Source organism: Gramella sp. KN1008 (assembly GCF_004332155.1).
Lineage (GTDB): Bacteria > Bacteroidota > Bacteroidia > Flavobacteriales > Flavobacteriaceae > Christiangramia.
The window spans coordinates 322,789-339,498 of record NZ_SJDV01000004.1 but is presented as its reverse complement, the minus strand read 5'-3'; the positions used below and the strand labels follow the sequence as shown (position 1 = coordinate 339,498).

Here is a 16,710-nt window from a genome sequence, read left to right as displayed (position 1 = left end):
AGTATGTCCAAAAAGGTACTATCTAATGTAAATACTTCCGATTTTCAGTTCAAATGCAGTTGGAAAGAAGCATTTGAAGATTCAGAATTCGTAAAGACCTTCAGTACAGAGATCCTGGAAGACTATATTCTGAAAAAGCGATGGTATGGAGGGAAATCCAGTACATTAAAATATATAGAAGTTGTAGATCAATTTAAAATTTCCTACGAAAAGGACACTTTTTATGGAGTAATGATAGAGATAAATTTTAGTGAGGCTTTTTTCCAGGACTATTTTATACCTCTGAGTTTTATCACTGATAAAAAGAAAGAACTGGAAAAAGATATCATTATCGCACCCGTTAATTTTAAGGGAAAGGAAGGTTACCTTATCGATGCCGTTAATCTGGAGGATTTCAGGCACCTGATCTTTGATAAGATCATGACGGCTTCAGGGGACAGAGCAGATAAAAATATTCTTTTTCATCGTTCGGATACCGCTGAATCAACCGCCTATAAATCTTCGCGTTTTATGGGAGGGGAACAGAGCAACACCTCTATTATCTATAACGACAAGTATGTGCTGAAGTTCTTCCGGCGTATCTACACCAGTAAGAATCCAGATTACGAGATCATCAGGTTTCTAACCGAAAAAAGCAATTTTCAGAATATTCCGGCCTATATAGGTAGCATCAACCTCGCAATTGATGGAGGCGACACAATTACTCTTGGCCTCATGCAGGATCTTATCGAAAATGAAGGTGATGCCTGGAAATATATGCTGCAGGAACTTAAACTCGTCTTTGCGAACCTAGAGAAGAAACGCATTAAAGTTAGCAGATTTCCCGACATCGAATTATACCAGCGTCAATCAATAAATACAATCCCTCCGGAAATAATAGATTTCGCAGGGCTAAATCTTTTTTTGAAGGTCTCAAAACTTGCATTAAGAACTGCTGAAATGCATGTCGCCCTTGGTAGTGATATACAGGATACAGCTTTTACGCCCGCAAAATACAACGGGGATTATGCAGTCTGGTTAAAGAACCGGCTTATTCACATGTTTCAGAACCGGTTGAATACAATAGAAAATAATATGCATAAACTCGAGGGAGAGGCACTGGAGCTGGCTAAGGAATTTCTGGATAGAAAAAAAGAGATCAGGGAACATTTTCTGAACTTTAACTGGACCAGGATGAAAAGTGAGAGGATAAGGATACATGGAGATTACCACCTAGGGCAGGTACTGGTTCACGATGATGATTTTTATCTGCTGGATTTTGAAGGCGAACCGGAAAGCACGATTCAGGACAGGAAAGTAAAACAACCTCCGCTTAAGGATGTTGCCGGGATGTTCCGGTCTTTTCACTATGCTATCTATTCCACCATCTTTAATAGTGATGACAGCTTCTCAAGCACACAGGAAGAGCTCTTCCAGGCAGGAGAGATTCTTTATAAATATATGATTGGTGTCTTTATGGAAACCTATGTTCATAAAGTTCAGTCAGAGAATCTTAACATAGGATATAAGCAGGAAATCGAATTTTTACTCGATTATTGCCTGTTGGAAAAAGCGGTTTATGAACTGGGCTATGAACTCAATTCGAGGCCGCGCTGGACAATCATTCCGCTTCGGGGGATTGCCAGCATTTTAAAACATAAAAAAATCTAATATGAAAAAAGAAGTACAGGCTTACTCTTTATTTTCAGATTTCGATATTTCACTTTTCAGAGCAGGAAAGCATTTCAGGCTTTATGAAAAATTTGGAGCCCATCTCCTGGAAGTAAACGGGGAGGAAGGAGTCTACTTTGCAGTATGGGCACCCTCCGCCAAATCGGTATCCGTGATTGGAGATTTCAATCACTGGCTGGAAGGAGAACATCCGCTTAATGTGCGATGGGACGAGAGCGGCATTTGGGAAGGATTTATTCCCGGTGTTAAAAAGGGCGTGAAATACAAATATAAAATTCACTCGCACCATAACGATATGATGCTGGAAAAGGCCGATCCTTATGCCCTGAGCTGCGAGCATCCTCCCAACACAGCTTCTGTGGTATGGGAACTGGGCTATAAGTGGAAAGATAAAAAGCACATGACATCCAGAAAGGAAAAAAATTCACTGGATAAACCTTTTTCCATTTATGAAGTGCACCTTGGCTCCTGGCGCAGGAATATGAAAGAAGACCGTTTTCTCACCTATACCGAGATGGCCGATGAACTTGTGAGCTATGTTAAGGAAACCGGCTTTACCCATGTAGAGTTTATGCCTATTATGGAATATCCTTATGATCCTTCCTGGGGTTATCAGTTAACCGGGTATTTCGCTCCTACTTCACGCTTTGGCACTCCACAGGAATTCATGCAACTTATAGATGCATTCCATAAAGCTGGAATTGGTGTGATACTCGACTGGGTTCCCTCCCATTTCCCTGAAGATAAGCATGGTCTGGGAAGATTTGACGGGTCGCACCTTTATGAGCACCCCGATCCAAGAAAAGGATATCATCCCGACTGGAAAAGCCTGATCTTTAACTACGGAAGAAATGAAGTGAGATCTTTTTTAATTAGTAATGCGGTCTTCTGGCTGGATAAATATCACGTAGACGGTTTAAGGGTTGATGCCGTAGCCTCTATGCTCTACCTGGATTACTCCAGAGAAGATGGAGAATGGGAGCCTAATGAGCAGGGTGGCAGGGAAAACCTCGATGCAATTAGTCTTTTACGAGAATTAAATAAAGAAGTATACGGAAGTTTTGAAGGAGTACAGACCATCGCGGAAGAATCAACATCTTTCCCGATGGTGTCCCGACCAACAGACCTTGGCGGTTTAGGTTTTGGCATGAAATGGATGATGGGCTGGATGCATGATACACTTGAATACTTTAAGAAAGACCCGGTTTACAGGCAATATCATCAGAATGATATCACTTTCAGTATGACTTATGCCTTTACTGAAAATTTCACGCTCCCTCTTAGTCATGACGAAGTGGTATATGGAAAGAAGTCGATTTTAGGAAGGATGCCTGGAGATGAATGGCAAAGATTCGCCAATCTTAGAACACTTTATTCCTATATGTTCACTCATCCCGGTGCAAAACTCCTATTCATGGGAGCAGAGATAGGCCAGTATGAGGAATGGGACTATAACTCCGGATTAGACTGGAAGCTTCTGGACCATGAATATCATAAAGGGATAAAGGCACTGCTTACCGATCTTAACAAACTGTATAGAAACCAACCGGCCTTATATGAAAAACAGTTCACGGCAGAAGGTTTTGAATGGATCGCATATGACGACAAACAGAATTCTGTTCTAAGTTATATTCGTAAAGGGAAAGATCCGAAAGCTTCGCTTATTATAGTCTGTAATTTTACTCCCACTGTACTTAGTGAGTATAGCATAGGACTTCCGGCTTCAGGAAAGCTGAAAGAGATCTTCAATTCAGACGATAAGAAATATGGCGGTTCAGGAGTTAAGAATAAGCTCATAAAGATCAGCCCGGAATCATTTCACGGAAGAGAACATTCAGCCAAAATAACCATCCCCCCGTTAGGCTGCGTTGTTTTTCAAATTTTATGAACATTACATTAAATTTTCAGCTGAAAGAGCTTCATTTGTAATTACCTAATAAGACTGTAAGAACATGATTACCAACACCGAACTCGAATATAAAGGGAATCTTTTCCCCTCTGGCTTAATCTCATATGAGCATGACCAGGATACCATAAATTTCATCTCTAAGAATGGAGTACGACTTCAAATTACCGTACTCCGGGATAATATGCTTAGGTTTCGTTATTCTACTAACGGAATATTTGCAGATGATTTTTCATACGCAGTAGACCGGGATCATCCCCACGGATTTAATCAACTAAAGATTGAGGATACTGAAAGCCATGTGGTGATCACTACTGAAAAATTTGATTGCAAGGTTGCGAAGGACGATCTGCGTGTAGGCATGTACCAATTGGATGGCAGGCCCATCCTGGAAGACGAACTCGGTTTTCACTGGGAAGAGAGCTTTGAATTTGGTGGAAATTTTGTAAAAATGAGCAAAGTATCCCGGGATCAGGAAAATTTCTTCGGTCTTGGTGATAAACCCACGAATTTCAATCTAAAAGGAAAACGCCTGAGCCTATGGAATACAGACCAGTATGCCTACGGAAAGGATACGGTAGAGCTCTATAAAGCTGTGCCCTTTTACATGGGGCTTCATGGTAACATTTCGTACGGAATTTTCTTTGATAATACTTTTAAGACTCATTTTGATTTCTGTCAGGAAAGACGCAATGTTACCAGCTTTTGGTCTGATGGCGGAGAAATGAATTATTATTTCATCTATGGCCCCAAGATGACCGATGTATTAACAACCTATACCGACCTTACCGGAAAACCGGAACTACCACCAATGTGGGCACTTGGTTTTCACCAGTGTAAATGGAGCTATTATCCTGAAAGCAAGGTCAAGGAGATCGCCTCAAAATTCAGAGAACTCAATTTTCCCTGTGATGCCATCTATCTGGATATAGATTATATGGAGGGCTTCAGATGTTTTACCTGGAACAAGGAATATTTCCCTGACCCAAAGAGAATGGTAAGGGAACTTGAAGACGATGGTTTTAAAACGGTCGCTATCATAGACCCCGGAATAAAAATAGATCTTAATTATAGTGTCTTTAAAGAAGGACTTGAAAATGACTATTTCTGCCGCAGGGCAGACGGACCTTATATGCAGGGCAAGGTATGGCCCGGGGAGTGTTACTTCCCTGATTTCACAAATCCCGAAGTAAGGGAATGGTGGAGTAGCCTATATCGAGAGCTAATAGGTGAAATTGGTGTAAAAGGAGTCTGGAACGATATGAACGAACCGGCGGTAATGGAAGTACCCGGCAAGACCTTTCCTTTAGATGTGCGGCATGACTATGACGGGCATCCCTGTAGTCACCGTAAAGCTCACAACGTATATGGAATGCAGATGGCCCGGGCTACCTATGAAGGAGTGAAGAAATTCAATTTCCCAAAAAGGCCATTTATAATCACGAGGGCAAATTATTCAGGAGGGCAACGCTATACTTCCACCTGGACGGGAGACAATATCGCCAGCTGGGAACACCTATGGCTGGCTAATGTACAGATACAAAGGTTGTGTATGAGCGGGATGAGCTTTGCAGGTTCTGATATTGGCGGTTTTGCTGAACAGCCTTCAGGAGAATTATTTGCCCGATGGCTGCAACTTGGAGTTTTCCATCCCTTCTGTCGTGTGCATTCTTCCGGAGACCATGGGGAACAGGAACCCTGGTTCTTTGGAGAAGATGTACTTGACATCACCAGAAAATATGTGGAGCTGAGATATCAGTTGCTTCCGTATCTATATACCACTTTTTATAAATATGTAAGCGAAGGTCTTCCCATTCTTAAACCTCTGGTATACTTTGATCAGGAAGATGTACAAACACATTACAGGTCTGATGAGTTTATCTTTGGCACCCATATCCTGGTATGTCCTGTACAGGAACCCAATGTACAGGGAAGAAGAATGTATATCCCAAGGGGGAAATGGTATAATTTCTGGAATGATAAGACGGTTTCCGGAGGACGTGAAATGTGGGTAGACGCTCCGCTGGATACTATTCCTATCTATATAAAAGAAGGCGCTATAATTCCCAGATACCCTGTTCAGCAATATGTGGATGAGAAGAAACTTGAACAAATAAGCCTGGATATCTATTATAAGTTAGGGAAAGAGAATTCTGAATTCTATGAAGATGCGCACGATGGATATGAGTATCGGCAGGGAATATTCAGTCTAAGAACCTTCAAGTTCACCGGGAAAGCTGAGGAGATAATTGTCCAGCAGCATAAAAGCGGGAAGTACTCAGCTCCCTATTCCACTTTCAAATTAAAGTTTCATGGTTTACCTTTTGATATAAAGAAAGCCTTCTTCGATAATGAGGAAGTTCCTCTTGATGAGCTTCAATTCAATCAGGAAGAAAATACCATGACTGTGAACAAGGATTTTAGCGAGATACATCTTGTAGGATAAGCGTTCGAAATCCTACAAATAATTAGCCTGGTTGATGAAATCATCAACCAGGCTAATCTTTTCCAGGGCAAAAATCTTATTGAGGTTTCTCTACAGAATCTGTGAGGTCATACCCATAAAATTTCTTGAAGGAACTATAAAAAAGTTTGGGGCTGGAAAATCCTGATCCGTAAGCCACTTCCATGGCATTATACTCATTGCTTTCTAAAAGATGTCTGGCGTGATTTAACCTGATGAATTCCATAAAATCCTGGGGAGAAAGATTTACCAGAGCTTTTAACTTCATAAAGAGAGCGTTACTGCTTATTCCCATCTTTCCGCTGAGGTCATGAACAGTGAAATTCTCATTTTCGATATTCTGAATTATAATATCACTGAGATTTGAAATAAATCTTTCATCACTTTCACTTCTAAAAAGCGTTTCTGAATTATCAATATGTGATTTAATGTATGAATTCCTCAACTCCTGCTGCCATACAAGAATCCTGGTTATATCAGACAAAAGTAGGTTCATGTCTAAAGGCCTTTTAATCACTTTTACACTTTCATCCAGTTGCTCTCCCCGGAATTCCTGGTCTGCATCAGCCAGCAGAACAAGACTTATATGGTTAAGCCCAATATTTCTCTTCAGCATCTTTGAAAGTTGAAAGAAATTCATATCAGGTAATACAGTAGCCGAAATAATAATATCGGGGAAGATCATTCCCGCTTTTTCCATACCTTCTTCAACGGTGGATGCCTGGTATATCTGGCAATATTTCCCAATATTCCGCACCAGGAACTCCCTGGCCTCCCTCTCCCCTTCAATGATAAGAATCTTACTTTCACTCAGATTCTTAAGCTCCTGCGGAATCTTTGTTCCGGGATTTTTCTTAAGTTTTTCGTTCCTGAAAATAGCCGCCGCCCTTTCAGGAACCTTACGATAGTCTTCGGCCCGGTTCTTTAAGATTGCCGTAAAGGTTGAACCTTCATTCTTTTCGGTTTCATAGCTAAAGTTACCACCAGCTTTATAAATCAGCTCTTTTGCTTTCAGAATATACCTTAAACCGCTCCTATCCCTGATTTTCAATTTGGGATCTGAATATTTATTTTTTTCCAGGATCCTTATATCTGGTGCCGGGATACCTCTTCCGTTATCGGTGATCTGGAGTTTAAGGTCCCCCACACTTGTTTCAATAAGATTTACAAGGATCTTTCCTCCTTTATAGGAGTAGCCTGCACTACCCGAAATAATACTGAAGAATATTTTATCCAGCATTTCCAGGTTATAGTAAAATTCAGCCGCACCCCACTGATCATTAATGATCACTTCCAGTTCTTTAGCCTGGTATACAGGTTCAATATCCTTTACTACCTGAGCCAGGTGAATTTTAAGGTTAATCCTGGAAATTTCGTAAACCGACTCCCGATAGTTAAAATTCAATATCTGATGAAACAGGTCATCAAACCGGGCAGCAAACCGCTGAAGGTCTTCCACCCTTTCAGCATCAGCCGATGTGGAAATTTTACTTAAGGATTGAACTGCACTCTCCACTGGTTTTTTGAATTCCTTTCGCAACTGATTCCTAAGTTCCTCACGTGCCAGCATATCAGCGTTCCTGGACCTCCTTACAAAAACGAAGATAAAAATGGTCACCATGGCAAGTACACTTATTCCCATAAAGACGTAAACTGTGCTAATAGTTCCCGCTCTTTCCTGCACATTGATTTTAAGTTCCTGTGGAGCACTCCATCCCGAATTGTTGAGACGGGTTCGCACCTGGAACGTATATGATCCCGGTGGTAAGGCTGCATAATTGACCTTATTGAACGGTGCGGGTTTGCTCCAGTCGTCCTCGAGCCCTTTCATTCTCCATGAATAAATAATATTATCTGGCTGAAGATGAGAAAAGCCCTGGAAATTTATCTGAAAACCAACTCCTTCTTTTATCCCTATCTGCTCTTTCCCCGTCAGTGGTACTTCTTTCCTCTCACCTTCCGACCCGGATTCTTTAAAGCTGCCTAATTCCAGTCGGGGCGTGAGGTCAAGCTGAGCAAGCATGCTTTTAGGCTTAAAAATGTTCACTCCCCTAACGCTCCCCAGCACCAGCCGTCCCTCATTTGTGTAAACAGGCCCGGTGGTAAGTTCGCTCGTGGATAGCCCATTAAGCTCAGAGTAAACCTTTAGCTGATCTTCGAGCTGGTTATAATGCACAAGCCCGGCATCGGTTACAATCCAGGCATCTTCTTCAGATATCCAATCAATACCGTTTATAGTATTGGAGGGGAGGCCTTCCTTCTGGCCAATTACCTCGAGTTTATCCTTTTTAAAATCATATATAAGAAGTCCGGCTCCATTGGTAGCAAAAAGACCTAAGCCTGAGTGAGTGATCTTAAGATCGTTTACCGAATAATATACCAGCTCCTCACCTGCATTCAGTGCCGTTAAGTCTTCGATGCGGCCCGTATCAGGATTCAGCGAATGCACTCTCGTACCTGTCGCCACAATTAATTTTCTGGGGCCTAGTTCAGCCATCGCTTTCACTTCTTTAACAGGATAATCACTGATCTCATTATCCGGACTTATCATAGTTAAATAGCCATCATCTCCTCCTATCCAGACATTCTCCCTTGAATCAATGTATATCGTGTTAGCAGCCTGAATTTTAGTTTTATTCAATCCGTCCACCGAATAATGTGCCCTTAAAAGAGTATGGATATTAACCTTATAAACACCATCATTTGCGGTAGCTATCCAGATAAGCTCTCCTGATGCGGTCAAATCGGTTATATTATCGGGAGTATTAAGGTGGCGTTTGTAATTGAGATTTTCAATATGCTGCCAGCGATCGGTGGAAGGATCCCAGATACTAAGGCCTTTCCCGGTGCCGAACCAAAGCTTACCATCCCTATCGGTTTCCACAGCGGTAATGAAATCATCTCCTAAACTGGAATATCTGGATGGATCTCTTTGAAGTTTCTGGACTCCATAAGCCGAAAAATTCTGAACATACAAACCTTCTTTAGCCACAAGCCACAACAAATTCTGATGGCTCAGATGACTGGCATAGATAAATTCAGGATATTCCTCTTCCAACGGAAGCAATTGAAGGTCCTTATTAAAACGAAGAAGCCCTGCCCCTTTTGTAGAAGCGATAATCTCATCATTGAATTCCACAAGCCCGGTAATCTCTTTCGAAGCGAGATTATAAGGCAGTGAATAAAGCTTTTGAATTTTTTTGAAGTCAGGATCGGTCCAGTAGATGCCTTCTCCTTTGGTTCCAAGTATAATTCTATCATTTAAAGGCAAAAGGCTTGTAATATGGAGATTTTGATAATATCCCATATCCATCTTATTGAACTTACCGGATCTGCGATCGATAGTAAGAATACCGTTGGAACCTGCAAATACGACCGTATTGCCAGAGAGGACTATCTGGGAAGCCATGGTATTTTCAGACAGGAAACGGGAGATGCCGTAATCAGCTTTATCGGAATCGATCTTAAGTTTAAAGATCCCATTTTCGGCGGCGATCCAGAGCTGTTTTCCGGAGTCTTCTTTAAGGGTATAGACCCTTCCGGTAACATCACTAATAAAACGAAATTCATCTTTTCCGGGGCTTAAAACAGCCAGTCCCTGGCTTCCAGCAAGCCAGATCTGGTTCCCAGAATCCGAATAGGTCCCGACATATTCATCTCCAACCTCCCGGGGTATCCCCCGGAATTTATTATAATCAACAACCTCAACAGAATTGTACCTAAGCAGGTTTACTGGAGTAGTGATCCAAAGCTCATCACCGGTGTCCTGCTGAACATGTACTTCCCCGGCCCTAATAAAAGGATCGATAGCTTTTACCTTCTGAACTTTATTCTGCCCGGTTAGTCCCCCGGAAATTCCCAAAACGAATAAAAGGGAATACAGAATTCTAAATTTAAAATGCCCCAAATCTCAAATTTTAAATAATGTAACCTGGGAATAAATTAGTAATTATCAAGCTTATAAGATCCTGTTTATGAAAGTTTTGGAAGCAACTTATTAAGATGATATTAACAATACCTCATAGGTAGAAAGGACCAGGATGATTGAAGAAGAAAAACCCAATATTGCTTAGCAAAGTCTCTGCTTGAGAAGCGGACCACTAATTAAAAAAGGCTAATCGTTATACAAACGCATAGCCGACTAGCCCCTGTCTTATCCTTTTTACGGGATAACAACTCTTAAATTTACGAAAGGATTAATTTATTTCCAAGACTTAGTTAGCTAATAATTCTCAATGAGACCAAGGTTATATTACCTTTCTGCATCGTCTTTTTTTACAGACTCTTCCTTTTTGCCCTTGCTTATCATATTGTGCACAATAAGCATAAGCGCTATACATACAAGTCCGAAAAACATAATTATACCTGTGCCCAGGTTCCAGTTAACCAATGGAATTAATGAATTTAAAAGCATAGTATTGGTTTTTAGTTCTTTACAATTTTATTTGACGGATGACATTCATAACCTGAAGAGACCTTTTCCACTTGTTCCTTCGGTGACAGATAGGGAATTCCAAGGCCTAAGCCTCTTATTATGAACATCACAGCAAAAATCCCAACAAATATGGGAACCATACGCCGAATATTTTTCCTGACTTTAACTGATATGAAATTGCCAACCCAAATTGCAGTGGTCATTAACGGAATAGTTCCTATTCCAAACAATATCATATAAATACTTCCTTGGACTGCGGTGCCGCCGGCTACAGCCCCAAAAACTGCCATATATACAAGTCCGCAGGGAAGAAAACCGTTAAGAAAACCCACCGTAAAAAAGGTGTCGGGTCGTTTTTTTCGCAATTCACTCCCCAATGAATTCTTCAGGCTTCCTATCCATTTCATCCAAAGGGATGATAACTTTCCAGTCCCTATCTTACGGGATGGAGCAATAAGAAACAACAGCATAAGGCCACCAACCACGATTGATAATTTTTGCTGAAGGCCAAACAATGATAAACTCTTACCAACCAAACCAAATACCAGTCCTATAATAGCGTAAGAAGTTAGTCGGCCTAGATGATAGAGTCCTATCTGCAGATATTTCCGCAGGGAATTCTGCCTGTCTACAGGTAACAGGAAAGCAATGGGGCCACACATGCCCACGCAGTGAAAGCTTCCTAATAAACCGAATATCAAAGCAGATACTAACATTTAGAATATGATCTCCTTTTTAAATAAATATTCCTTGGACTGGGTGGTCCAGTTCACGCTTACATTCCATCTCCCTTCAACGAGATTATCGTTCGGGATTACAAAATTTCTGCTCTTCACTTCTGAAAGCGGGATCTCAAAATCAAGGGTCTTATTGGAAGGGCGGTAAAACAAAATATGTCCTTTCATTTCTTTTAAATTCATACTTTCAGGAAAGATGAGCACGAGTTCACCCTCATGTCTCTCCAGACTAATATTCTCTTCGAGGTTAAGAGCATTCTTTTCGGCATCAATATCCTGCTGATAATGCAGTTCTGCCTTATAATAATCTTCCACCACCAGATCATGATCATATTCGTTACTACTTATCATCGTAACTACGAAATACATGATAAAAGAGACAAATGCGACCATGCCAATAACCAAACCTGTTGCCCAATTGAATTTCATAATCTTAATTTTTTAATTATAACTCCTAGGTCCCATAAAGGTGGTTGATGTGGTCTCTATAAGCTTTTCTCCGCTATAGACCGCTATCTCAACCTTGTCTTTCTCTTCTTTAAGAGCGGACCTGTTTATTTCTATAAAAAGTGTACCCTCAGCCAGCCCGTTCTTCGGTACCAGGATTCCATGATCTTTGACCGTACGTATCTCACCATTATGCGAGACAAGCTTAAAATTGACATCCTCATAATCCTGTGATGTCTTATTAATTAGCTTATAGGTATATACATTGCTGATTACATTATTCTCCTTGTGCTCATATAACTGCCCGGGTAGTCTTAGAATATTGGCTTCCACATCACTTCTTAGAAACAACATGCCGGTAAGGACCGATATGAGTATGAAAAGAACCGCAGAATATCCCTTAAGCCGTGGAGTGAATGTGAATTTCGCCTTCTTTTCAATGTTCTCTTCACTTGCATATCTAATAAGCCCCTTAGGAAGATCAACCGCTTCCATCATCTGGTTACATGCATCTATACAGGCCGTGCAGTTCACACATTCCAACTGGGTTCCATTGCGAATGTCAATACCCGTAGGACACACGTTAACACACTGAAAACAATCTATACAATCTCCCTTACCACTGGCCTCCCGATCTTCATTCTTTTTAAATTTCGCCCTTCCTTTTTCCTTTTCACCTCGTTTATGATCATAGGCCACTACAATGGATTTATTGTCGAGTAAGACTCCCTGCAATCTTCCATAAGGACAGGCGATAACACACACCTGTTCTCTAAACCACGCGAATACGAAGTAGAATACACCAGTGAAGATCAAAAGCGAAACAAAAGTACTCAGGTGCGCTGCAGGACCTTCCTGAATGTACAATAACAGCCTGTCTGAACTAATAAGGTATGCTAGAAAAACATTCGCTATAAGGAACGAGATTAAAAAGAAAACACTCCATTTAAGAGTCTTCTTTCTTATCTTTTCTGCATTCCAGGGTTGTTTATCGAGCCTTATCTGTTTACCTCTATCTCCTTCAATTAAGTATTCCACTCTTCTGAAGACCATTTCCATAAAAATGGTCTGGGGACAGATCCATCCGCAGAATATCCTTCCAAAAGCAACGGTGAACAACAGAATGAAAACCACCCCAATGAGCATAATCACCACAAAGAGGTAGAAATCCTGAGGCCAGAAAGTCGCTCCAAAAATATTGAAGCGTCGTTCCAGCACGTTGAACATTAAAAACTGGTTCCCGTTTATCTTTATAAAAGGAGAAACGAACAGAAAGGCCAGCAGAACATAGCTTACATGTTTTCGATATTCGTACAGGCTTCCTGAAGGTTTCTTGGGATACACCCAGGAACGTTTCCCTTCATTGGTAACTGTACTTATACTATCTCTAAATCTCTCGTTCTCCACCTTCCTGTCTTTTGTTTTTTATTATTATTCCTGGGTCTCCTCGTAATCCATCTGGATTTCCACAGAGGTAGAATCAGGTCTATTTACTTCAACTTCATCCACTTTGGCATCGGGGTCTACCCATAATTCTCCTTCAGGTTCTTTGGCGTCGGCCGGTTCAGTCCCATGCAGACTAAGTACGTAACTTGACACCTGGGCGATCTCATCGGGTTTGAGATCTGTTTTCCAGGCCACCATACCTTTTCCGGCACGACCTCCTTCTGAAATTGTATTAAATACGTTCTTGATACCCCCTCCAAGAATCCAGTAAGAATCGGTGAGGTTAGGACCTATTCCTCCTCCACCATCTATCTTATGGCAGGCAGCACAATTACCCTCAAAAATCGCTTTCCCGGCATTGATATCTTCTTCTCCCGTTAGTAATTCCACTGTATTGGCATCAATTAAGCCCTTCGCATTTTTCTTATATTCTTCTACTGCTGCTTTAGCTTCGGTAACTTCTATGAGATATTCCTCCTTTTGGGTAGTTCCGTCAAAAATGTGATACCTGGCAAGGTAAATGGCAGCGAAGATTATACTCGCGTAGAAACCATATAACCACCATGGTGGAAGGTTGTTATCCAGTTCCTTGATACCATCATAATTATGATCCAGAATGATCTCTTCTTCCTTTTCAAGAGGTTTTTTATCCAACATCTTCTCGTAAACCTTTCTCCACCACGATTTTTCTGCCTTTTTTGTGGCCATGGCGGCCTCATAGCGTTCCCTGGCTTCAGGTTTTAGAGAATTATATAACATTCTTTCCAGCGCTGCTATCGAAACTTCAATGGCGATTCCAATAATTAGCACTACTGCCATAATAAGCCATAGAACCGGATAGGCTTCAAAACTCGTCTTATCTCCGGTTTCAAGTACCGCTTCGGCAATAATCACCGCAAGCAGGACAAGCCCAAGAATTCTTAATACTGAAAAAACTCTTTTCATGTTTAGTCTGTTTTTTGGTTATTATGACTCCCCTGATCTGTATCAAAATCAAGCGGGATATTACTCACATCATTTATGTACTCTTTCTTTGCGGTTATCACCCACCAGAAAAGCGCGGTGAAGAACAGGAAAAAAATGAGCAGGGAGATGATGGGATAGATCTCTACCCCATCTATACTTTCCAAAGGACCTTTTACGAATTTTAACATGGTCTCTGTTTTATTTAGTTATTAGTTACTTCTTCTAAGTCTGCAGCCTTAATATCGGTTCCAAGACGTTGCAGATAGGCAATGAGCGCCACGATCTCACGATCACGCATCTCCGTAAATTCCTGTCCGTTTTCTTCAGCGTACTTCTTATCGGCCTCATAGCTGCTCACGAAATCAGGATCTGTATAAAGGTTCTGTTCTATCTGTGTTCCCTGCTCGTCCATCCATTCCTGAGCTCTGGCGATATCTTCTTCGCTATAAGGAACTCCCAGTGTCTGCATCGCTCGCATCTTATCTTCAGTATCAGATTTATCCAGTTTATCGGTAATAAGCCATTGATAGGATGGCATGATCGAACCAGATGAAGTGCTTTGTGGATCATACATATGGTTGAGATGCCAGTTGTCAGAATATTTCTGACCTACCCTGTGCAGGTCGGGACCTGTTCTCTTACTTCCCCAAAGGAACGGGTAATCATATCTGTACTCCCCGGCTTTGGAATATTCACCATAGCGTTCCACTTCGCTTCTAAAAGGCCTTACCATCTGTGAATGACAGGAAACACAGCCCTCTCTTATGTAGATGTCACGACCTTCCAGTTCAAGTGGAGTATATGGTTTCACACTGGAAATTACCGGCACATATTCATCAACCATAAGCGATGGAATGATCTGAACCATTCCTCCAATCAGGATTGCAATAGTTGCGAAAATGGTAAGTTTCACAGGTCTTCTCTCCAGCCAGCTGTGGTAAGCTTCACCTTTAGTTCTTTTCCTGGTTACCGGCTGCAGAGCAGCAGCTTCAGCAAGTTCATCCTCAACTTTACTACCCTGGCGAACCGTTTTAACAATATTGTAGATCATTACCAGAGCTCCAGCTATATAAAGACTTCCTCCAATAGCCCTCATCCAGTACATTGGGATGATCTCGGTAACTGTTTCAAGAAAGTTTCCGTAAGTTAAGGTACCATCAGGATTGAACTGTTTCCACATGGATGCCTGAACAAATCCAGCTACGTACATTGGCAGAGCATAGATTATGATCCCCAGTGTACCGATCCAGAAATGGGTATTGGCAAGTTTAACAGACCAAAGCTGGGTCTTGAACAATCTTGGCACGAGCCAGTAGATCATACCAAAAGTCAGAAAACCATTCCAGGCGAGAGCACCAACATGCACGTGTGCAATTACCCAGTCGCTGAAATGAGCTATGGCGTTTACGTTCTTAAGTGATAACATGGGACCTTCAAAGGTGGCCATCCCGTACCCGGTAATAGCTACAACCATGAATTTAAGAACAGGATTTGTACGTACTTTATCCCAGGCTCCACGAAGAGTAAGAAGTCCATTTATCATTCCTCCCCAGGAAGGGAACAAAAGCATTACTGAAAAGGCCACTCCAAGGTTTTGAGCCCAGTCTGGCAGTGCAGTATATAATAAATGGTGTGGGCCGGCCCAGATATATATAAAGATGAGCGACCAGAAGTGAATAATCGAAAGACGGTACGAATACACCGGACGGTTAGCCGCTTTGGGTACAAAATAATACATAAGACCCAGGAAAGGTGTAGTTAAGAAGAATGCAACAGCATTATGCCCATACCACCACTGCACCAGCGCATCCTGAACTCCAGAGTAAACCGAATAACTTTTCAGGGCGCTAACCGGTATCTCAATATTGTTAAAGATATGCAGTACAGCCACAGTCACAAAAGTCGCCAGGTAGAACCATATCGCCACATAGAGATGACGTTGCCTTCTTTTGATCATCGTTCCTATAAGGTTCGCTCCAAAGGCTACCCACACAATCGCGATAGCAATATCGATTGGCCATTCCAGCTCCGCATATTCCTTGGAAGTGGTAAAGCCCAGGGGAAGGGTTATGGCCGCGGCTACAATAATAAGCTGCCAGCCCCAGAAATTGATATTACTAAGGGCATCGCTCCACATCCTTGCTTTAAGCAAACGCTGGGTAGAGTAATAAACCCCGGCAAAAATAGCATTCCCCACAAATGCGAAGATCACCGCATTAGTATGTAAAGGCCGTAACCTTCCAAAACTAAGCCAGGAGATCCCCTCGGTCACATTCGGGAAAATAAACATAAAGGCGAGCAGCAATCCCACGCTCATCCCAATAATGCCCCAGAACATGGTGGCCATAATAAATTTCCTTACGATCTTATTATCGTAATAAAACTGCTGTACTTCCATAATTAATTTGATTTCACTTTATTGACAGGTTGATTTTTCTCAGGGTCATTCTTGACCAGTTCATCTTCAAAGAGCATCCTAACTGAAGGTGTGTAAACGTCGTCATACTGTCCCTCTTTGACAGAGACTAGAAAAGCGACAAAGAAAATAAGGGCCACAACCACGCTGATTGCCAGCAACATATAGATAATGCTCATTGTTAATGGATTATGGGTGTAAAAATATCCTGAGAGTAGAGGT

At 41.6% G+C, this 16,710-nt stretch carries 12 protein-coding genes; 3 read left to right on the top strand and 9 right to left on the bottom strand.

Annotation, left to right across the window (positions count from 1 at the left end; genetic code table 11):
* The first annotated feature begins 3 nt into the window (after positions 1-3).
* The 3 genes from EZJ28_RS09810 to EZJ28_RS09800 all read left to right on the top strand — a co-directional run bounded on the left by EZJ28_RS09810 (position 4) and on the right by EZJ28_RS09800 (position 6,023).
* Entirely contained in the window at positions 4-1,650 is a 1,647-nt protein-coding gene (locus tag EZJ28_RS09810; RefSeq protein ID WP_131397346.1) for a trehalose synthase, read from the top strand.
* A gap of 1 nt (position 1,651) precedes the next feature.
* On the top strand, positions 1,652-3,559 hold the full coding sequence (gene glgB / locus EZJ28_RS09805; protein ID WP_131397344.1) for a 1,4-alpha-glucan branching protein GlgB: 1,908 nt from the start codon (positions 1,652-1,654) through the stop codon (positions 3,557-3,559).
* Between the two features lie 64 nt (positions 3,560-3,623).
* A complete protein-coding gene (locus EZJ28_RS09800; RefSeq protein ID WP_131397342.1) occupies positions 3,624-6,023 on the top strand; it encodes a glycoside hydrolase family 31 protein in 2,400 nt (799 codons plus the stop codon).
* 76 nt (positions 6,024-6,099) lie between these two features.
* Here EZJ28_RS09800 and EZJ28_RS09795 read toward each other — a convergent pair whose 3' ends face one another.
* The 9 genes from EZJ28_RS09795 to ccoS all read right to left on the bottom strand — a co-directional run bounded on the left by EZJ28_RS09795 (position 6,100) and on the right by ccoS (position 16,667).
* Positions 6,100-9,948 (bottom strand): triple tyrosine motif-containing protein, encoded by a 3,849-nt coding sequence (locus EZJ28_RS09795; protein ID WP_131397340.1) that lies wholly within the window; start codon positions 9,946-9,948, stop codon positions 6,100-6,102.
* Between the two features lie 345 nt (positions 9,949-10,293).
* On the bottom strand, positions 10,294-10,455 hold the full coding sequence (locus EZJ28_RS16015; protein WP_165499059.1) for a hypothetical protein: 162 nt from the start codon (positions 10,453-10,455) through the stop codon (positions 10,294-10,296).
* Positions 10,456-10,466: 11 nt separating this feature from the next.
* A complete protein-coding gene (locus EZJ28_RS09790) occupies positions 10,467-11,192 on the bottom strand; it encodes a sulfite exporter TauE/SafE family protein (RefSeq protein WP_131397339.1) in 726 nt (241 codons plus the stop codon).
* Positions 11,193-11,642, bottom strand: a complete 450-nt coding sequence (locus EZJ28_RS09785) for a FixH family protein (RefSeq protein ID WP_131397338.1) — start codon at positions 11,640-11,642, stop codon at positions 11,193-11,195.
* A gap of 12 nt (positions 11,643-11,654) precedes the next feature.
* On the bottom strand, positions 11,655-13,067 hold the full coding sequence (gene ccoG / locus EZJ28_RS09780; protein WP_131397336.1) for a cytochrome c oxidase accessory protein CcoG: 1,413 nt from the start codon (positions 13,065-13,067) through the stop codon (positions 11,655-11,657).
* A 24-nt stretch (positions 13,068-13,091) separates the two neighbouring features.
* Positions 13,092-14,051 (bottom strand): cbb3-type cytochrome c oxidase N-terminal domain-containing protein, encoded by a 960-nt coding sequence (locus tag EZJ28_RS09775; RefSeq protein WP_131397334.1) that lies wholly within the window; start codon positions 14,049-14,051, stop codon positions 13,092-13,094.
* A 2-nt stretch (positions 14,052-14,053) separates the two neighbouring features.
* Complete coding sequence (locus EZJ28_RS09770) at positions 14,054-14,260, bottom strand: CcoQ/FixQ family Cbb3-type cytochrome c oxidase assembly chaperone (RefSeq protein WP_131397332.1); 207 nt, start codon at positions 14,258-14,260, stop codon at positions 14,054-14,056.
* A 14-nt stretch (positions 14,261-14,274) separates the two neighbouring features.
* On the bottom strand, positions 14,275-16,470 hold the full coding sequence (ccoN, locus tag EZJ28_RS09765) for a cytochrome-c oxidase, cbb3-type subunit I (protein ID WP_131397330.1): 2,196 nt from the start codon (positions 16,468-16,470) through the stop codon (positions 14,275-14,277).
* A gap of 2 nt (positions 16,471-16,472) precedes the next feature.
* Positions 16,473-16,667, bottom strand: a complete 195-nt coding sequence (gene ccoS / locus EZJ28_RS09760; protein ID WP_131397329.1) for a cbb3-type cytochrome oxidase assembly protein CcoS — start codon at positions 16,665-16,667, stop codon at positions 16,473-16,475.
* Positions 16,668-16,710: the final 43 nt, after the last annotated feature.